Annotated in this window: 16 protein-coding genes; 7 read left to right on the plus strand and 9 right to left on the minus strand. The window is 55.6% G+C overall.

The genetic code is table 11. From position 1 onward, the window contains the following. Positions 1–9: 9 nt before the first annotated feature. Together RGB73_RS24680 and RGB73_RS24685 are read right to left on the minus strand one after the other, a co-directional pair. Positions 10–1,350: a sensor histidine kinase gene (locus tag RGB73_RS24680; protein ID WP_310765478.1), complete on the minus strand. Its 1,341-nt coding sequence runs from the start codon at positions 1,348–1,350 to the stop codon at positions 10–12. After that, positions 1,328–2,038 (minus strand): response regulator transcription factor, encoded by a 711-nt coding sequence (locus tag RGB73_RS24685; protein WP_310765480.1) that lies wholly within the window; start codon positions 2,036–2,038, stop codon positions 1,328–1,330. Before RGB73_RS24685 ends, RGB73_RS24680 begins: the two co-directional genes overlap by 23 nt. 236 nt (positions 2,039–2,274) lie before the next feature. On the opposite strand from RGB73_RS24685, the gene RGB73_RS24690 reads away from it, so the two are divergent. Further along, the gene (locus RGB73_RS24690; RefSeq protein ID WP_310765482.1) at positions 2,275–2,889 is read left to right on the plus strand and encodes a DUF2306 domain-containing protein; all 615 of its coding nucleotides are present in this window, start codon (positions 2,275–2,277) and stop codon (positions 2,887–2,889) included. Positions 2,890–2,963: 74 nt separating this feature from the next. Here the strand turns inward: RGB73_RS24690 and RGB73_RS24695 are convergent, their stop codons facing one another. Continuing rightward, complete coding sequence (locus tag RGB73_RS24695) at positions 2,964–4,190, minus strand: cytochrome P450 (protein ID WP_310765484.1); 1,227 nt, start codon at positions 4,188–4,190, stop codon at positions 2,964–2,966. Between the two features lie 165 nt (positions 4,191–4,355). Between RGB73_RS24695 and RGB73_RS24700 the strand changes: the two genes are divergently transcribed. Next, positions 4,356–4,538, plus strand: a complete 183-nt coding sequence (locus RGB73_RS24700) for a small acid-soluble spore protein H (protein WP_310765486.1) — start codon at positions 4,356–4,358, stop codon at positions 4,536–4,538. 141 nt (positions 4,539–4,679) lie between these two features. Here the strand turns inward: RGB73_RS24700 and RGB73_RS24705 are convergent, their stop codons facing one another. Continuing rightward, the gene (locus tag RGB73_RS24705; protein WP_310765487.1) at positions 4,680–5,573 is read right to left on the minus strand and encodes an AEC family transporter; all 894 of its coding nucleotides are present in this window, start codon (positions 5,571–5,573) and stop codon (positions 4,680–4,682) included. A 185-nt stretch (positions 5,574–5,758) separates the two neighbouring features. Here RGB73_RS24705 and RGB73_RS24710 point away from each other — a divergent pair, with 185 nt between their 5' ends. From RGB73_RS24710 to RGB73_RS24725, 4 genes are all read left to right on the plus strand, one after another. Continuing rightward, complete coding sequence (locus RGB73_RS24710) at positions 5,759–7,423, plus strand: AraC family transcriptional regulator (RefSeq protein ID WP_310765488.1); 1,665 nt, start codon at positions 5,759–5,761, stop codon at positions 7,421–7,423. Positions 7,424–7,601: 178 nt separating this feature from the next. Further along, the gene (locus RGB73_RS24715; protein WP_310765491.1) at positions 7,602–8,597 is read left to right on the plus strand and encodes a FecCD family ABC transporter permease; all 996 of its coding nucleotides are present in this window, start codon (positions 7,602–7,604) and stop codon (positions 8,595–8,597) included. Beyond that, entirely contained in the window at positions 8,598–9,617 is a 1,020-nt protein-coding gene (locus RGB73_RS24720; protein WP_310765494.1) for a FecCD family ABC transporter permease, read from the plus strand. A gap of 19 nt (positions 9,618–9,636) precedes the next feature. Then, positions 9,637–10,578: an iron-hydroxamate ABC transporter substrate-binding protein gene (locus RGB73_RS24725; RefSeq protein WP_310765497.1), complete on the plus strand. Its 942-nt coding sequence runs from the start codon at positions 9,637–9,639 to the stop codon at positions 10,576–10,578. Positions 10,579–10,711: 133 nt separating this feature from the next. Here the strand turns inward: RGB73_RS24725 and cuyA are convergent, their stop codons facing one another. Beyond that, on the minus strand, positions 10,712–11,707 hold the full coding sequence (gene cuyA, locus RGB73_RS24730; protein ID WP_310765501.1) for a D-cysteate sulfo-lyase: 996 nt from the start codon (positions 11,705–11,707) through the stop codon (positions 10,712–10,714). A gap of 329 nt (positions 11,708–12,036) precedes the next feature. On the opposite strand from cuyA, the gene RGB73_RS24735 reads away from it, so the two are divergent. Beyond that, positions 12,037–13,623 carry a sensor domain-containing diguanylate cyclase gene (locus tag RGB73_RS24735; protein ID WP_310765504.1) on the plus strand — a complete coding sequence of 529 codons (1,587 nt, stop codon included), beginning with the start codon at positions 12,037–12,039 and terminating at the stop codon, positions 13,621–13,623. Positions 13,624–13,707: 84 nt separating this feature from the next. Here RGB73_RS24735 and RGB73_RS24740 read toward each other — a convergent pair whose 3' ends face one another. The 4 genes from RGB73_RS24740 to RGB73_RS24755 all read right to left on the minus strand — a co-directional run bounded on the left by RGB73_RS24740 (position 13,708) and on the right by RGB73_RS24755 (position 18,427). Then, complete coding sequence (locus tag RGB73_RS24740) at positions 13,708–15,045, minus strand: amidohydrolase family protein (RefSeq protein ID WP_310765507.1); 1,338 nt, start codon at positions 15,043–15,045, stop codon at positions 13,708–13,710. Between the two features lie 64 nt (positions 15,046–15,109). Continuing rightward, on the minus strand, positions 15,110–16,027 hold the full coding sequence (locus RGB73_RS24745; protein WP_310765510.1) for a nucleoside hydrolase: 918 nt from the start codon (positions 16,025–16,027) through the stop codon (positions 15,110–15,112). Positions 16,028–16,045: 18 nt separating this feature from the next. After that, entirely contained in the window at positions 16,046–17,476 is a 1,431-nt protein-coding gene (locus RGB73_RS24750) for an MFS transporter (protein ID WP_310765512.1), read from the minus strand. A gap of 186 nt (positions 17,477–17,662) precedes the next feature. Further along, a complete protein-coding gene (locus tag RGB73_RS24755) occupies positions 17,663–18,427 on the minus strand; it encodes an IclR family transcriptional regulator (RefSeq protein ID WP_310765515.1) in 765 nt (254 codons plus the stop codon). Between the last annotated feature and the right edge of the window lie 88 nt (positions 18,428–18,515).

Raw genomic sequence — 18,515 nt, forward strand, 5'->3', positions numbered from 1 at the left:
GCTCATTTCTTATTTCCCGGTTTCATCGATTTGGCGGTTTTCCAAAGGGATCCACCCGCTCAAAAGGGCACCGCCTTCCGCATGATTGGCCACAGCGAGGTCCCCCCCGTGCTGGCGAATGATTCTTCGTGATATGGTAAGCCCCAGTCCTGCTCCTCCCGTGGCTCGGCTTCTCGACCCTTCCCCGCGATACAAGGGTTCAAAAGCGCACCGAAGCTCCTCCTCGGAAAAGCCCTGCCCGGAATCGCGAACCGCGAACGTTACTTTGCCATCCTGCTGCCGGCACTGCACCACAATTTCGCCATCATCCGGCGTATGTCTGACCGCATTTTCCAGCAGGTTGGTCCATGCGCGTTCCAGCAGGTGTGCATCGCCACTGATCATGCAGGAAGGCTCAACCGCGTTCTCCACGATCGAGATGTTCTTTTGCCTGGCTTGGAGCCTCAGGGATTGAATCGACCGCCCGATCACACCTGAGAGGTCAACGGACTGTCTGCGAAGCCCAACGTCCGGGTATTCCGTCTTGGCATACGTGAACAGATCCTCCACAAGTCTGTCCAGCTGGGCTGACTTTTCCTTGCAAACCGCTACATACTTGGCCATTTTCTCCGGAGATCGGGCGATGCCTTGCGTAAGTCCGTCCAGATAGCCTCGCAAAGCGAATAAGGGCGTACGCAAGTCATGTGCCATGGCAGCCATGACAAACCGCCGTTCCTCTTCCAGCTCCACTTGCTTCCGGAACGATTCCTTGAGCCCGGAAACCAGCACCCGAAACCCTTCTCGAACTTCTGCCATTTCCGCTATGGCTGCTGGAGGCAGCGTTCCATCAAAATCCCCTTTTGCCACCTCCCGGGCATGAAGGCTCAATTCTTCGAGCGGCTTGATAATCAATCGTCTCATGGCAACCCCGATGATGACCAAGGCGAGAAAGAAACCGGCAATCGCTGCCATCATCTGCATGGCCCTCGGATTGGATTCGTAAATCGCCACTCTGCCGATTACGCTGCCGTCCTGCACGACTGAAAACCTCTCCGTTTTCGCGAAGGCTGGTTTCTTTCCCGCGTTCGTTTGAAAAATCACCTGGTTGTCTCCCGAGAGGATGGATGCCCCCAAACCCATTTCTTCCAGCTGACGGCTCAGTTGGCTTTGCCATGCGGCGTCCGTCCATTTTTCCGGATGGTTCTCCACCAGTCGAACCGCTTGCTCTACTTTTTCCTGTTCGGCTTCATTCGTTACAAAGCGGAACGTTTTCGTTTCCATAAAATGGCCCGCCAAAAAGAAGATCCATGGCAGTAGAAACACCAATAGCAGGCTGAGAATGGTAAAATTACGAATGCGTATGGTTATCATGCTTTTCTCCCATGAACCGATATCCGATCCCCCACACGTTGACGATCCATTTCGGGTGATTCGGGTCCGCTTCTATTTTGTCCCGGAGTCGACTGAGATGGACGCGAACGGTGTGCCGGTCTCCCACGCCATCCCAGAACCGATCCAACAGTTGATCGTAGGAAAAGACGTATTTCGGGTGTTCGGCAAACAATCGCAGCAATTCGTACTCTTTGGGTGTCAGAGCGATCATCTCGCCATTGGCCCGTACCTCCCTCGCCGATAAATCCAGGATGAGACCTCCGTAATCCAGGACTTTTCTCTTGGACTCTTGTTGAACATGGGCGCGCCGCAAGACAGCCTTCACTCTCGCGACAATCTCCCCGGGCGAGGCTGTTTTGACGATGTAATCATCGCCTCCGAGCGCCAGCCCCCGAATCTTGTCTACGTCATCGCTGCGTGCACTCAAGAAAAGGATGGGGACATTGCTTGTTTCCCGGATGTGCCGGCAAAACTCGAAACCGTTTTGTCCCGGCATCATGATGTCGAGGATGATGCAATGAATGGTGTCACGTCCCAGCACAGCCAGTGCTTGAACCGTGTCACAAGCGGTTTGTACCCGAAAGCCATCGTTCTCCAAAAAATCCCGCAACAGCTCGACGATGCTTTGATCGTCGTCTACGACTAGAACCGTCTGCCATTCCTTCACGCATGCCGCTCCTTTCCCGTAGGGCCTTACTCTTCGAACACTTCAGTCCTCTCAAGTTACCTTTTTTTTCGCCCGGGAACAAGCCGGCGCATGCAGATTGTGATGGTTTGTTGATACTTTCGTGACAGTTTCCCCGCTTTTTTGGTGACAGCTGGCCGTTATTCTTTTCGGAGTGGCAGCGCCTGGGAACGATCCTGCAAGGCATACACTTGATAAACGCAAGGGAGAGCAAAATCATGAAAAAGACCGTGAGCCTATCCATTTTCGTCATCTCGCTGATGTGGGTATTGCATACCTTTTCCAAAAATTTTGTGGTGGACCCGAGTATCGCGAAATTCCTCTCGAACAAGGATCAGCTGATCCCGAATGAAGCCCTGTGGCTTTTCATGATTCGGCTTCATATTTCGCTGGCCATTGTGTCCCTGATTACCGGCCCTCTAGGCGCTCTGAAAGCGGTCCGGGCGAAATCGAAAAGCTTTCACCGCTGGAACGGCCGCATCTACGTCCTGTCGATCCTGCTCAATTTCGTCCCGGGGATGTATGTCTCTTTCTTCGCGACAGGAGGATGGCCGAGCACCGTCGGCTTTCTCCTTTTGAACACGCTATGGCTGGGAACGACCTTCCTCGGTTACCTTTTCATCAAACGGAAAAACACGATCCTGCACAGCCAATGGATCGTACGGAGCTTCTTTTTGTCCTTTGCCAATATGACGATTTACGTATTGGTGGCCATCTCCCATCACGCACTGGGCTTTTCCTATGGGGATTCGTACCGGATCGCCGTCTGGCTGTGCTGGATCATCAACCTGCTGCTTGCAGAGCTTTTCATCCGGAGGAAGACATTCCTGTAAGCGCAGAAGCACGAGCCTGCCAGGATGGATCACAAACAAAAGGAGCGTGCCGAGGCAGCTCCTTTTGTTTTCCGTTATCGGCGAACTTTCATGGGCAGGCGAGACAAGGCCTGGCCGGCAGCTGAGGGCTGCAAGCTCGCCTCCAGATCAAAGCCGGATACGGGTTCAATGTGCGAGAACGTTTCCAGAAACGTTCTCATCGCTTTGTTCACTTCCATTCTCGCCAGAGGCGCTCCCAGGCAGAAATGCGGCCCGTTGCCGAACGTCTGATGCCGGTTGTTGTTTTCCCGGTGGATGTTCAGCGTGAACGGATCTTCGAAGACTGCCTTGTCGACATTTGCCGCACTCATCCAGGCGATCACCATATCCCCTTTTTTCAGTTTGACGCCGAGGACCTCGTTATCTTCCTTCACCATGCGATCCATTTTGCTGATATGAAAACGGTAGCGCAGCATTTCTTCGACGAACGGGGACACGAGGTTGGGGTCGCTCCTCACTTCCCCGTAAAGCTTGGGATCGTCGTACAACAGCGAGTAGAACGAGTTCGCGAGCAAGTGGCTCGTTGTTTCCATGCCTGCCCCGAGGAGAAACATCGTCATCCGGACAATCTCGTCATCCGTGAACGTTTCTCCCTCGAATTCGGCTTGAATCAAATCCGAAATGATATCGTCGGCGAGGTTCGCCCTCTTTTCCACCACGAACGGATGCAGGTACGCAAAATACTCCTTCGCTGCCTTCTCCTTCATTTTGTTGACTTCCTTGGCGTTTTCCTGATGGAACGGCATGAACAAAATATCGACCCATTTTTTGAACAAAAGCTTGTCCTTGTGCGGGACGCCAAGCAAGTCGGCCATGATGATGATGGGAAGGGGTGTCGTAAAATCCCTGACGATATCAATCTCCTCTCCCATCTCGCCTATCAGATCGTTCACCACCTGCTGAATCCGCGGTTCCCAGGCTTTCAGGCTTCTCGGGGTGAATGCAGCTGAAAGCAGGGAACGGGACTTGCGATGCTCCGGAGGGTCACTGCTATGAATGTTCAGGCGGTCCGGGACGCTGCCTTCCTCTGTGCCGGTACCGACAGCCGTTACGGTACGGTCGCGCTTGCTCGAAAACAGCTCGTAGTCTGACAGCACGCGCTTCACATCTTCGTATCGAAACACATTCCAGGTATCCGTCCCTGCGTGATAATGAACGGGTTCGTCCTCCAGCATCTTCCTATACCACGCCATCGGGAAGAATTCTTCGGATTTCTTCCGGAAGCCCGTAATATCATTCCGATGAATAATTTCGCTTTGCATCAATCTGCCTCCCACTGGTTTCATAACCCTTATAGCATGAGTAAAAAATCGGCTGCTATCCGTCGTTTGGGAGGGAAAAGCATCGCTCGAACTGTCGCGGAGGAATAGACCAACCGTCCAAGGCAAACATTATCACTGTCAAAAACTTCAAGGAGGGCACCCGGAATGAACAAGCAACGTGCCAAAGAAATTGCTGCATCCCCTGTCATGGCGAATGTGACCTGCGACGGAATCCCCGTCTATATCCAGCATGTAGATGAAGAAGCCGACTTGGCGCGAATCTACCCGCTCGATCAGCCGGAGAACCAGATGAGCGTGCCTGTGAATTCCTTGATCGAACACCGGTAAGCCTGCGCAATCAAAACCGGCTTGGCCCGGTCGGACCCGGCCGAACAAAAACAGACAGGGGAGCAACGGCGGAAGCCTCGCAAGGCTCCAATCGCTGCTCCCCTACTTTTGTGCATGCCCGCGGCTTGACGGGATACCCAGTCAGTGCAGCACGTTGAGCAAAAACGTCAACGTCCCCACGCTGATCACCGTCGTCACCAGCACGCTGCTGGATACGAACTGCGGCCGCATGTTGAACTGGATCGCGTAGATCGCCGTCGTGGCGGCGGAAGGCATCGCGGCGAGAATGACCAGCACATTGCGCAGCAGCGGATCGATGGGAAAGAAGAGGCAGATCAAATACGCCAGCATGGGGGATGCGATCAGCCGAATGACGCTCGCGACGCTGAGCCCTTGCCATTCGAGGTTGGTGGACGATACGTTGGCCAGCTGCATCCCCAGGATCAGCATGATGACCGGAATCGCCGCCTGTGCTACCAGATCGATGGCCTGGTAGTAGCTCTCTGGGATGACGATCTGAAACTGCTGAAACAGGATCGCGACGATCACCGCATAGTTGGACGGCTGCTTGAAGACCGCCCGGATGGCGCTTCCTACCCCGCCTTTGCCCCGCGAAGCAAAATAGACCCCGAACACCCCCATGATGATCGAGTGCAGGACCATGATCTGTACGGCGTACGTAAACCCGGCATCTCCAAACGCGAACAAAATGATCGGCGTCCCGTAGTTGCCGCTGTTCATGAAGGCGGTCGACAGCATCATGGCGCTTTCCTGCTGCTTGTCGTACTTGAACAGCCTCGCAGTGAGCTGCGTGATTAGAATCAGCGCGACCAAGAGCAATAGCGAGATGATGACGATGTAAAAGAGCTGAAGATCCAGAGCCGTCTTGTAAAACGTGCGGAATACCAGGGCCGTCGTCAACACGTAAATCGCCAGCGTCGAAATCGGCTTGAGGTCCAGCTTGAAAATCCGCTGCAGAATGTACCCCGAGAGGAAGATCAACAGGACCGGCAAAATGACTTGAAGAAAGATCATGCGCGTACCCACTTTCCAAATCGAGTGAATGATACGAATAGTATATCAAAGCCGAAACCCTGCCCGGCGGTTTTTTTCTGACATTCTTCTGCTGCCAAACACGGAATGGGCATTGACAGTGATAATGATTATCAATATTATAATCTGTATGAAAAATGGGACGCCGTTCAGAAAGGAACATGACCATGGAACGAAGGGAACACGTCCATCCTTTTTTGCGGGACACGCTCCTGGAAATCAAGCAAACGGGCAAGCATTTCTACCCGCATGGCACCCCTGGCACCAAGGAAGCTGTACATACCCACACCCTTTTGTACGGAACAAAAGGAAAGGGCGAAGTGATCATCGACGGTTCCTCTGCCAAATTTGCGCGCAAGTCGCTTCTGCTTCTCCCCCCGCAGACGAGCCTTCAGGTGGTTCCCTCATCCCTGCAAGGGCTGGAGATGTATGCTCTTTCCTTTGAGCTGTATCGTCTCGCGGCAGCCGAGGATCACCGAAGAGTTTACGAGCTCGACCTTTCCTTTCCGCTTCGTGGTTTGGTGGAAAAGACGGGAAGCCGTACGCAGTACCTGCTCCGCCAATTGGCCAACGAAGTTCTCTCCTCGAAAGGGAGCCGCTCCCGATACCTGCTGGATCCCTTGTACGAACTGTTGGAGTTGTTGCTCGAAGAAAATCCCGACGAGGAGAGCCCGGCACTCCCCGTTTTGGAGGCCCCGGAGAGATGGCTGCCGCTCACCGTCCAATACATGCAGGAGCATTTTGACCGCGACATCAGCGTGGAAAAGCTGGGGGAACTGGCGGGGATGCACCCTGCTTATTTTTCTCATCTGTTCAAGCAAAAGATGGGCAAGACTCCCCACGAGTTTCTCACCCATTTGCGGATGAACAAAGCAAAGGAAATGCTGCTGGTCTCGGACAGAAAGATCAAGGAAGTCGCTCGTGCGGTCGGATACATCGATGAGTTTTACTTCAGTCGCCGATTCAAGACCGCCAGCGGCTATGCGCCCACCACCTATTCCAAGCAGCCTCACGTGAAAACAATCTCGCTCTCCTTTCCATATACCGAGCATCTGTTGACACTCGGGGTCATACCCTGTGCCGCCCAGACGCACGAGTACCTTCCCGCTGCCGTCAAAAGCCTGATGCTGCCCTTTCACGCGACCGACCCGTGGGAAATCAGCAGGCAGACTTTTTTGAAAATCGCCCCGGACCTGATCATCTGCAAGGACAATGTCTCCCGGATGGCGCGAGAAAACCTGAGCGACATCGCCCCGATCGTCACCGTTCCGTGGGCGAGCCTGGACGTCCTTGAGCATTTGCACAGGATTGCCGGAATCGTGAACAGGCAGCAAGCGGCCCAAGTCTGGATCGACCAGTACGAAAAAAAAGCGGAGCAGGCTCGTCGGCTGGTCACACAGCGAATCGGCGCCAACCGCTCTGCGGCGATTTGCGTCCTGCGGGAGACAGGCTGGCGCCTGTACGGCATGCGCAACATCGGACACGTGTTTTATCGCTCTCTGCAAATGTCCCCTCCTGATCGATTGTCGGCGGAAATGCAAAGACGCAGCGACGGGACCATGCCTACATGGGTAGCCATCTCCATCGACGAGCTGGGCCAATTTGAAGCGGATTACCTGTTCATGGTAGTCCCCTCGCGAGAAGAAGCGAAAAGGCAGTGGGAGCTGTTGCAAAGAAACGAAGCATGGCTGTGCCATCCTGCAGTCGCACAGGGCCGCTGCCGCTTTCTGGAGTGGGACCAATGGAAGGTATACGCACCCTATTCGCTGGAGAGGCAGTTGGACATGGCGGTGGATTTGCTTACCTCTCCCGTTAGCAGCGTCAGCTTGTAGCCATCGCCGCATCCCGAAAATCCAGTCTGGCGTGTCACGCTCTTCCGAATGTCTGCACGTTTTGGAAAAGTCCAAGGAGAAAAATCTTCATTTATGACATGTTCGAAAAGCAATTGGGTTCTTACAATAAACCTAACAGATAATGATTCTCACTATTAATGACAAGGACACCGAATCGATGAAGGGAAAAGTGTTTTCGATTGTCTTCGTGCTCGCGGTCATCGGACTTTTGCTGTCCATGTTTCTGGCCGTCTCTTACGGCGCCAAGGAGATCACGCTCACAACTGTGTGGAGCACGGTATTCGCCTACGATCCGGCCGTGACCAGCCATCAGATTATTCACGAGCTGCGCTTGCCCCGCGTGATCGGCGCTGCCGTGATCGGTGCCGCTTTTGCGGTCGCAGGAGCCCTGATGCAGGGGGTGACCCGCAATCCCCTGGCTGACGCCGGAATTCTTGGGGTGAACGCCGGCGCCACATTTGTCGTGGCGCTCAGCTTTGCCTTTTTCCCGCAGCTGCCGTACTCCGCCCTGATGCTTCTCTCTTTCGTCGGTGCTGTCATGAGTGCATCTTTCATTTTCCTGCTCGGCTCGGCAGCCCCCGGCGGCCTGACTCCCCTTCGCCTGACCGTTGCCGGGGCGGTGGTGGCAGCGCTGCTCCACTCGCTGAGCACCGGCATTGCGATTTATTTCGAGCTGAGCCAGGATTTGGCGTTTTGGTATGCAGGCGGACTGGGCGGGATCAAATGGTCACACGTGCAATGGCTCGCGCCCATCATTCTGCTGACGCTCCTGTGGACTCCGCTCTTGGGCCGCTCCATTTCCGCCATCGCACTTGGACACGATGTCGCCAGCAATTTGGGCGTGCAGACGAAGCGAATTCAAGTCATCGCGATGGTGGTCGCGGTCGTACTGGCCGGCGTCTCCGTATCGGCTGTCGGCTCCATCGGCTTTGTCGGACTGGTCGTCCCTCACATGGCACGCAAGCTGGTGGGAGTGGATTACCGCTTGATGGTTCCATTGTCCGCCGTGCTGGGAGCCATCCTGCTCGTCCTGGCCGATCTGGGCGCCCGGATGGTCAATCCCCCGAAGGAGCTCGCGATCAGCGTCATGGTGGCACTCGTCGGTGTCCCGTTCTTTCTCTACCTCGCGAGGCGGGAAAGGGGGGATTACTAGATGAACCAGCAAGAGGCGGCCAGACAAAAACGGGCTGTCCTAGTGAGCTTCTGGCTCATCCTGACCTGCGTGGCAGCGATTCTTTACAGCCTGCACACCGGTTCGATTCGCCTGTCTCCTTACCAGGTGCTCATGACCCTGCTCGGTTACGGTAGTGCGGATGATTCGCTCGTCCTGTTTGCGTATCGCCTGCCGCGCATCGTCATCACCATGCTGGCGGGGGTCGGCCTGGGGATATCCGGCGCGATCTTGCAAGGACTGTACCGCAATTCCCTGGCTGATCCAGGCGTTCTCGGACTTCATGCGGGCGCTGCTTTCGGGCTCGTCATCTTCGTCAGCTTCTTCCGCTCCCTGGAAGGCATGATCTCGCTCATCCTTCCGCTGTTTACGTTCGCGGGAGCCGTCCTGGCCGCGATCCTGATCGTCCTGCTCGCGTACGACCGCCACAGAGGCGTGATGCCGATCCGGCTGATCCTCGTGGGCATTGCGCTCGCTGCCGGGTTCAGCGCGGTGACGCTCTTTCTCTCTCTTCGTCTGGACGAGGGCACGTACGCTTTCGCCGCCAGGTGGCTGGCCGGGAATGTCTGGGGCCGGGAATGGGCGAATGTCCTGGCATTGCTCCCGTGGATTCTCCTCCTGGTGCCGTATGTCATCTCAGAGGCCAAGGTCCTGGATGCTTTTCTGCTGGGAGAGGAGGTCGCGATCGGGATCGGGACGCCTGTCAGACGGCAGCGTTACGTGCTCCTGTTTGCTGCCGTTGCCCTTGCGAGCGCCAGCGTCTCAATGGCAGGCGGCGTCGGCTTTATCGGGCTCGCCGCTCCTCATCTGGCCCGCCGGCTGGTCGGTCCTCTGCACCGATACATGCTGCCGATCTCGGGCCTGATCGGACTGGTCATTCTTGTCGTGGCGGACACCATCGGCCGGTCGATCTTTCAGCCGAATGCGATACCTGCGGGAGTCGTCGTGGCTGCTGTCGGCGCCCCCTACTTTCTCTACGTATTGGCAAAGACAAAATCATAGGATAGGTTGGGAATTCACCATGAAAAAATTCGTTGTGACCATGCTTGGCGCGCTTTCCTTGCTCGCCGTAACAGCCTGCGGACAAGCGCCGCAGCCGAGTGCCGAGAACACATCTGCACCCGCTGCAAACACGGCCCCTGCCAGCGCAGAAAATCCTGCCGGAGACGGCGATACGAAAAAGATCGCCTCCATGTCGATTCATTTGACCAACAATCTGTTGGCGCTGGGAATCACTCCTGTGGGCTCCGTCATCGGCGGGGATACCAAAGCCTTTTTGCCTCACGTGGCCGATCGCCTGAAGGACACCAAGCCGCTCGGCGTCGTAACCGATCCGGACATGGAAGCACTCCTGGCGTTGAAGCCGGATGTCATTTATCTGGACGAGAACTATTCGGGGAAAGATGTAGCGAAATACGAAAAGATCGCTCCTGTGGAAGTATTCAACCTCGATGACGGCACGTGGAGGGATACCCTGAAAAAAACCGGGAAACTGGTGAACCGGGAAGCCGAAGCGGAGAAATTTGTGTCCGACTACGACAAACAGACCGCTCATGTGAAGGAGCTCATTCATGCCAAGCTGGGCGAAGGAGCCAAGGTCATGGCGATCCGCGTCACCGCAAAGGAACTGCGCGTCTTCGGAATGAAGCGTCCGATGGGCCCCATCCTGTTTGATGATCTCGGCCTGAAGCCGGCCAACGGTGTGGAGAAAATCGACAAAGCGTACGAAGTGATTTCCCAGGAGGTACTGCCTGATTTTGATGCCGACGCCATTTTCGTGGTCGTGAATGCCGGCGACGAAGCCAAAAAGGTGTACGAGCAGCTCCAGGCGAATCCGCTCTGGCAAGGCTTGAAAGCCGTGAAACAGCATCACATCTACACCATCGGCGCACAGCCCTGGCTGGACTATTCCGCCCTTGGGAACAAAATGGCCATGGACGAAGCGGAGATCTTTTTCAAATAAGCGGTCTCCCTGCAAACGAACGAGCCCTGCCCTTCGCTTTTCACAAGCGGAGAGCAGGGCTTTGCAATATTTTTCCGGAGTGAAAAATGACCCCAGCTGACACATTCGAATGCGTGCCGCTAGCTTGTCCTCTCTATGGCAAAAACAGCTGCGGCGCCGTGTACAGAGCCGGCGAACCGCCTGTATGCAGGAACAGCACTTGGTCCTCCTTGGCAAACCTTCCTTCGCGAATCAACCCGATCAAACCTGCCATTGCTTTTCCCGTATAGACAGGATCGAGCAAAATCCCTTCCGTGCGGGCGACGAGCTGGACGGCTTCCACCATTTCCGCAGTGGGGATGGCATAGCCTGGACCGACGTACCGGTCCTCGCATTGGACGGTATCAGGACTCGGCTCACCCTTCAGCCCGATCGTCCTGGCCGTACTGCCGAGCAGCTCCAGCACCTTGGCCTCCTGGGATTGGCGGTCGCGGCTGACGTTTACCCCGATCACCCGCGTGTTCGAATTCCTCGCCCAAAATCCTGCCAAAAGTCCTGCCTGCGTCCCTCCGCTGCCGGTAGCGGTCACCACATAATCGTACGGCGTCCCCGACTCCCACGCTTGCTGCTCGATCTCCTCCGCGCAGGCCATGTACCCGAGCGAGCCGACTTCATTCGAGCCGCCGACCGGGATCAGGTAGGCTTTGCGTCCCTGGCTTGCCAGTTCATGCGCCAGCTTGTCCATGGCCGCGTGCATGTCGCCATCCGCCTCGATCACTTCGATTTTTTCCGCTCCCAGGAGGTGAAACAAAAGATGGTTGCCGCTCGCTTGCGGATCGTAGCCCCCCTCGGGCTCCGTCAATACCAGCTGGCATTTCAGCCCCTCGCGCACCGCCGCAGCCAGAGTCAAGCGGCAGTGGTTGGATTGGACGGCGCCGCAGGTGATGAGCGTGTCGGCTCCCTGTCTGACTGCGTCCGCCACGAGGTACTCCAGCTTCCGCGTCTTGTTGCCTCCTGCGGTCAGCCCCGTCAGATCGTCCCTTTTGATGGAAATGACAGGCCCTCCCAATTCCCTCGAGAGTCGCTCCAGTTTTTCGATCGGAGTCTGTCCAGTCGTGTAGCGCCTGCGCTCATAGCGAATCGGATTCATCGTTTTTCTCCTCTTTTCCTGCGTATCGTTGTCCTCTCCGATACAATACTCCCCTTTCGCCGGGATTCCTGCTGGAAACACGGCCGAAGGAGCCAGCGCCGGGCAAGCGAAAGAGTGCTCCCGCTATCTTTTCTTCCGCCTTTTCTTATGCGTTAGCAATGGAATGCCGATACATGTGGAGTGGGCAATCGCAGGATTTGCCTTCACGCAGATGCTCCGGCCTGTCTTTCAAACCCGCTGCTCTGATAAGGCCCGAATGGTTTGCGCTCCGCGAAACAGGGAAAAGATTATCTCCGGGCTTTCGACCGAATTTGGCAAAAGGAGTTACCATGATCAAAAGAAGAACCTATACCCTTCGATTCATTCTCGAGTGGCTCGTGGTCATTTCCGTTCTCGTCACGATGCTGATCGGGCTTGTTTCCTCCATACACGTCAATGAAGCCTCGCTCTCCGCCAGCTATCTGGAAAACAACTTTCGATACGCCCAGAAACTGGCGGGCAACACCACCGAGGTCGTGAGCGGCATGCAGAATACCGTGAACGCCTTGGCGATGCACACGGCTGAGCACCCGTTTTCCAACAAGGATCTGGACGACTGGTTTTCAGTCAACAAGCAGTACTTTCAATCTCTCTTCATCGCAGACGCCCACGGCATCATCCGTCAAGTCAGTCCCTCCGTCAAAGGGATCCTGCCCGGCACACAGCTTACCTCGCCCGCGTCACAGCAAGCCCTTCGGTTGAAACAGCCGTTTATCTCGGAGCCGTATTACGGCAAGGCAGGCCATCTCATCATTCTCGTTTCGTCCCCAATCGTGGACCAACAAGGGACGTACCAGGGCTTTGTCGGCGGAACCATTTACCTGGAAGAGGAAAATGCACTCAATCGGACGCTGGAGGAGCATATCTACGGAGACGGCTCCTATGTGTTCGTCGTCGACAAAACCGGCAGGCTCATCTTTCATCCCGAGAAAAAGCGCTTGGGGGATATTGTCACCATGAACCCCGCTGTCAAGCAAGCGTTGGAGGGCAAGAGCGGATACGCCGAAATCGTCAACAGCAAAGGCGTTTCTTTTTTGGCCGGGTACTCGCACGAAAAAATCACAGGCTGGGGCATCATCTCCCAGACTCCGCGCTCAGTCCTGGACAAATCCAACCGCCAGCTGGTCGGCAACCTGCTGTTGACCGCCCTGCCTTTTTTGCTGGTCACGGTCGCAATCGTCTGGCTGATCTCCAAAAACATCAGCAGCTCCTTGTCCAAGCTGGCCTTGTACTCGGATCGGTCCGTCGGGTCCGGAGGGGACGAGCCGGAGATCCCGACGACGACCTCTTCCATTTACGAGGTGCAAAAGCTGTACCAGAGCACGAGAATGGCGATCCGAAAAGTAAACCGGCGCTTGACCCAGCTTCAGGCAGAGGTCAGAACGGACGGATTGACCGGGCTTGCGAATCGAAAAACGTTCGACGCCGCCCTCCAGGAGCGAATCAGAAGGCAGGCTCCGTTTTCCCTCGTGCTGCTCGACATCGACCATTTCAAGAAGGTCAACGACTCGTTTGGTCACGTCACGGGAGACGAAGTCCTCAAGCAGGTGGCAAAGACGATGCTGGAGCAGACGCGGGAAGACGATCTTTGCTTCCGCTACGGCGGCGAGGAATTCGGCATCCTGATCGACGACGAGCACGTGCAGCTGGCCTGGCACATCGCCGAGCGTCTGCGTACCGCGATCTCCTCGCAAAAGCAGCAGACGGGCACCTCCATCACCATCTCTTCCGGTGTGGCCAACTTCCCTCTGCACGGAGCCAGGCCTGTCGAGATCGTGAGCATGGCCGATCAGGCGCTTTACCAATCCAAAGCAGATGGAAGAAACCGCACGACGCTTTTTCAGCCCAAGCAGGCTCGCTCCAGGCACGTACGCTGAAGCCTCGGTCGTTCGCCCGCCTCATGACAAAAAGCCGGTCATTCAGGACGGACTGTTCTGAATGTTCCCGGCTTTTTGCCTTTGTCATATCCCTGCTTTCTGCGCCAGTGATTCCATGACTGCCTTGCTTTCGTACAAGATGCGCTCTTCGTCCAATGTGAGCAGCTCGCGGTTTTTCATGACCAGCTTGCCGTCGATGATGACGTCCTCTACATCTTTGCTTGTGACGGATTCCACCAGGGAATTCACGAGATTGCGCGTCGGCCAGATGTGCGGCTGTTCGATGTTGACCAGAATGACGTCCGCTTTCTTCCCGACCTCGAGCGTGCCGATGTCGTCCTCGATTTGCAAGGCCTCCGCTCCGCCGGCCGTAACCATTCGCAGCAGGTCCTTGGCAGGAAGCACAAGCGGGTCAAAGACGGGCAGCCCCCAATAGGCATGGATGCCGGAGCGGAACACCCGGATCTCGTCCCACAGGCTGAGATTGGAGCCGGAGGACCCGTCCGAGCCGATGCCGATGGACATTCCCATCTGCATCATCCGCGGCGTTTTGGGAAATCCGTGCGAATTAAAGTTGGCTCGCGGGCAGTGGACGATTTTCACCTGCCGGTCCCGCAGCAGCTCCAATTCCTGCTCGGAGTACACGACGTTGTGCGCCGTCAGCAGGTTCGGCCCCAGCGCCCCCAAGGAATCCAGATACTCCACCGGCCGAAGTTTGTACTTCTCCAGGCAGTATCGTACTTCGTCGCGGTGCTCCGCCAAATGCGCATGCAGACCGGTCTTGTACGCTCTCGCCTTTTCGGCCGCCGCGGAAATCAGCTCGGGCGAGCATGACATGACCTGGCGAATGCCAAACCAGACCTGGATTCTGCCGTCCCCTTTTCCGTGGTATTGCTTGTACAGCCACTCGTTGTTGTCCAGAATCGCTTCCATCGGCTGCTTCATCGTGTCCGGCAGGAAGTCCCCGATATCGATGGACGAGCGCGTGATGGCAGCCCGCATGCCCGACTCGACCGTCGCTTCGATTACCTTGTGCATGTGGACGCCTCCCGCATCGGCAAACGCCGTCGTGCCGGACTTGATCATTTCCAGACAGCTGAGCTGGGCGCTCACATACGAATCATGCTCGTTCATGTTGCCCTCGTACGGAACCAGGATACGGGACCAGATCATCGGCAGCTCGTCCATCGTCCTCCCTTTGAGCAATTGCTGGCACGTATGCGTATGGGCATCGACCAGGCCCGGCATGCAGAGCTTTCCTTTGCCTTCGAGGACACTGGCGGCCTCGTACTTTTCCTTGAGCGCCGCATAGCTGCCGATCTCGACGATGCGGGAGCCGGCGATCGCGATCGATCGGTTCGGGGCAATCTCCCAATCAGGGGTGAGCAAGCTGCAATCCTTGATGATAATATCGCATTTCATGAAAAAACATCCCTTCCTTCGCGGGCCGCACTCAGCCGAGTGGCGGCCCGCATTCTGGTCAGACTCAACCGATTCGGTGGAAAAAGTCGTTCATAAACCGGTCCGCGTCCACCTGCACGCTTACCCTCGTAGTCGGCTCGGCTTTGCCTGTCCGATTCAGATCTTCCGTCGTCCGGCCCAAAGCGTCTTCCTCCAGATCTACCTGGATAAACATAGGAATGGTCCGCACCAGATCCGGATAGGCCGCTACCCCCACCGCCAACGGGTCGTGCAGCGCGCATCCCGGCAAATACGGGTGGAGTTCTTTATAGGCATCCAGATAAAATTGCGCGCTCGGTGCAAGCCGCTGTGCCAGTTTGCTTCCTCCATCCCGCCAGCGTTTCACATCCCGCGCCGTCAAGAGCGTTTTGCGGGTCACATCGAGCCCCACCATGGTGATCGGCAAAGTAGAGCCAAAGACGAGACTGGCCGCTTCCGGATCAATGATGATGTTGGCTTCGGCAAATTTGGTGACGTTGCCCACAGTCATGACCGCTCCGCCCATGATAACGACCCTTCCTACCATCTCCGCGATTTCCGGCGCCTTTGCGAGCGCCATGGCGAGATTCGTCAGCGGAGCGGTCGCCACAATCGTGAGCTCGGACTTGTACTTGTAGATGTGCTCGATCATGGCATCGACGGCATGACGGGTAGCGACTGGCGCTTCCACCGGACCCAGGGTGTTTCCCAAGCCGTCCGTTCCGTGGATCCTCCCGCTGTACGCGCGCGTGCGGGTAAGCGGGTTCTCCGCGCCTTTCCATACCGGCACGTCGACTTCCGCATACTCCAGTATTTTGCAGGTATTTCGATAGGAAAAGTCCACTGGCGCCATCCCGTACGTCGTCGTGATTCCGATCAGCTCCACATGGGGCAGAGCGGCGGCGTACGCAATGGCAAGAGCATCATCGATCCCCGTATCTACATCCATCAAGATCTTTTGCATCGCTAGCTTCCTTTCATGTCAGACTTGTCCTTGCGCAGATGTCCCCGGCTCCCTTTGACCGAACTCTTCCTGGCGGTTGAAGCTCTTGCCGAACACACTGACGAAAAGCCACGTCGCCAGGCCGATCAAGATCATGAGCACGAGCGAGACGTTGCTGAACAAGGCTGTTTGCGTATTCGCGGAAAAGTCCACGATCTTCGTCATCATGAACGGCTGGCCGTAAAGCATGGCGACAAACGCTCCGCCAAGGGAAGCCGCGATCGTGACCACCAGTTTTTCGACCCCGATCCCGGCACCGTGCTGATGCGTGGGCAAAAGCTGCGTGAAATTCGCCAAATACCCGGAGAAGAACAGTACGTAGCCAATGTTGAACAACCCCATGCCCACGAACGAAAAGACAACGGAAAAGCCGACGAAGAAAGCAATCATGCCCAAGCCGGCGAAAATGAATGTCCCTCCCAGCAGCGCGATGTTGCGGTATCCGATCTTTTTGATGATGCGCCCCGTGAACATCCCGATGATGAACGCAGCGATGTTTGTGATCGTGTAAAACGCGCCGATCGTGCTGGTGGACATGTGGTACGTCTTGTTCACGATAAACGGGAAGACGAAGTAGAAGCCGATTTGCGTGGCGTAGAACAAAACGCCGACGATCAAGGAACGCGTGATGCCCCGAGTCCGGAACAGTTCCGGCTTCAGGAACGGATTCTTGCTCTTGAACGTATGCCAGACGAACAAGGCTGCACAGACGACAGCACCGATCAGAAGGAGCGGGTATTGCATTTTGAATGTCAGGTACGTGATGAGGAAGGTGGAGATCGCAGTCATCAGGATCATGCCCACGGCGTCGAAGGAACCTTTCAGCGTCACTTCTTTCGGCAGGTTTTTAAACAGCACGGGCAAGCCGAAAATCGTCAGGACCGGAATCAAAAAGACGAGATTCCAGCTCAAGTACTCCGCGATGTAACCGCCGAACAAATGGCCGGCCGCGCTCGCCAGTTGATAGATGGCCGTGTTGTAGCCCAGGTATTTGGCAGCCGTCAGCTTGTCGAAGTACTTGATGGCGATAATGATCTGCAAGGCGACCGGGGCAGCGATCGTCACCGCGAAGAGAATGCGCGAAACAACCAGAAGGGTAAAGCTGTCCTGCGAAAATACTCCCAGCAGGGTGGCGACCGGAAAGGCGACACTGGTGAGCAGCATGACTTTGCGAATACTGATGATATCGGACAAGGCCGTGTACACAATCGAAGCAATCCCGAAAAACAGCTTGCTGAACGTCACAATCAGGCTGATCGTGGAAGGCGTTACCCCGAACTGCTCCGACAGGTTGGGAGTAATCAAATTGAACACATTGTCGTTGAATGTGTAGAAAAATTCGAACAACAGGATCCAGGGCATGCACCTGGCTACTCTTCGCTGGATGTCTTCCTTTTGCAATTCGTTCATCGAGGCTCCCTCTTTCCCCATAAAAATCAGGATTCATGGTGCAATGAATCAATTTGCTTCTCGGTTCGCGCCGGCATGACTACCTTCCTCACCTCCTCAGCCGAGTTCCCGATACATTCAAATGGAAGCACTATCCCAATTCGTTCTTATTTGAAGGACGTTGTTCTTCTTATATTACAAAAAAAATTATCGGGCACCCAGCCGCTTGGATATGTCATGCGCCGCCTGCTGGCATAGCCAAAGCAAACGATCTTTGTCTTTGCTCATTCGGATCTCCAATCCGGAAATCGAAAGGCCCGCGACGACATTGCCCGTATAATCGCGAATCGGCACGGCGATGCCCATCCCGCCCAACGAAAAATCGTTCGCGGAAATCGAGTAGCCTTGCTCCCTGATCGTCTCCAGCTCCCTTTGCAGCTCGGCCGGATCTACGACGGTGTACTTGGTGAAGCTCGGCAGCTCCTTTGAAATGATTTGCCGAATCCTCTCCTCCGGCAGGTAGGCCAGCAGGATTTTGGTGGTCGCACCGGCGTGGAGAGGGACGCGTTTCCCCATAGGCGACGTGTAGCGGACACTTTGGGAAGACTCGACTTTTTCGATGCAAATGCCATCCAAATGGTCTACAATCATTAGCATGACCGTCTCGTTCGTCTGCTCGCACAGCTCTTCCATGATCGGTTTGGCAATGGTGCGGATGTTGATCTGGCTGGCGGCGATCATCCCCAGCTCAAACAGCTTGATGCCGAGCGAGTATTTTTGGTTCTCCGGATTTTGTTTCACGAAGCCGCGATTTTCCAGCGTCACGAGCGCCCTGTGCACTACGCTTTTGTACACCTGCAAATGCTCGCTAAGCTCGGATACTCCCCACTCCGGCTTTTCCAGGGTAAAGCATTCCAAAATCTTCAGAATCCTGTCCCCAGTCTCTAATTTGGCTGTTTTCTTCGTTTCCATGGCACACCTTCGTTCTGCAAATAAGAACATCGTTCTCTATTTATGTTTTCTCCATTATAGTTGAGAATTTTCTCGTTGGGAATAGCGG

Source organism: Brevibacillus brevis, assembly GCF_031583145.1.
Classification (GTDB): domain Bacteria; phylum Bacillota; class Bacilli; order Brevibacillales; family Brevibacillaceae; genus Brevibacillus; species Brevibacillus brevis_E.

Bases quoted from the DNA above. Each gene is read 5' to 3' on its own strand.
- RGB73_RS24680 (WP_310765478.1), bottom strand. From the start codon at position 1,350: ATGATAACCATACGCATTCGTAATTTTACCATTCTCAGCCTGCTATTG.
- RGB73_RS24690 (WP_310765482.1), top strand. From the start codon at position 2,275: ATGAAAAAGACCGTGAGCCTATCCATTTTCGTCATCTCGCTGATGTGG.
- RGB73_RS24695 (WP_310765484.1), bottom strand. From the start codon at position 4,190: ATGCAAAGCGAAATTATTCATCGGAATGATATTACGGGCTTCCGGAAG.
- RGB73_RS24700 (WP_310765486.1), top strand. From the start codon at position 4,356: ATGAACAAGCAACGTGCCAAAGAAATTGCTGCATCCCCTGTCATGGCG.
- RGB73_RS24705 (WP_310765487.1), bottom strand. From the start codon at position 5,573: ATGATCTTTCTTCAAGTCATTTTGCCGGTCCTGTTGATCTTCCTCTCG.
- RGB73_RS24710 (WP_310765488.1), top strand. From the start codon at position 5,759: ATGGAACGAAGGGAACACGTCCATCCTTTTTTGCGGGACACGCTCCTG.
- RGB73_RS24715 (WP_310765491.1), top strand. From the start codon at position 7,602: ATGAAGGGAAAAGTGTTTTCGATTGTCTTCGTGCTCGCGGTCATCGGA.
- RGB73_RS24720 (WP_310765494.1), top strand. From the start codon at position 8,598: ATGAACCAGCAAGAGGCGGCCAGACAAAAACGGGCTGTCCTAGTGAGC.
- RGB73_RS24725 (WP_310765497.1), top strand. From the start codon at position 9,637: ATGAAAAAATTCGTTGTGACCATGCTTGGCGCGCTTTCCTTGCTCGCC.
- cuyA (WP_310765501.1), bottom strand. From the start codon at position 11,707: ATGAATCCGATTCGCTATGAGCGCAGGCGCTACACGACTGGACAGACT.
- RGB73_RS24735 (WP_310765504.1), top strand. From the start codon at position 12,037: ATGATCAAAAGAAGAACCTATACCCTTCGATTCATTCTCGAGTGGCTC.
- RGB73_RS24740 (WP_310765507.1), bottom strand. From the start codon at position 15,045: ATGAAATGCGATATTATCATCAAGGATTGCAGCTTGCTCACCCCTGAT.
- RGB73_RS24745 (WP_310765510.1), bottom strand. From the start codon at position 16,027: ATGCAAAAGATCTTGATGGATGTAGATACGGGGATCGATGATGCTCTT.
- RGB73_RS24750 (WP_310765512.1), bottom strand. From the start codon at position 17,476: ATGAACGAATTGCAAAAGGAAGACATCCAGCGAAGAGTAGCCAGGTGC.
- RGB73_RS24755 (WP_310765515.1), bottom strand. From the start codon at position 18,427: ATGGAAACGAAGAAAACAGCCAAATTAGAGACTGGGGACAGGATTCTG.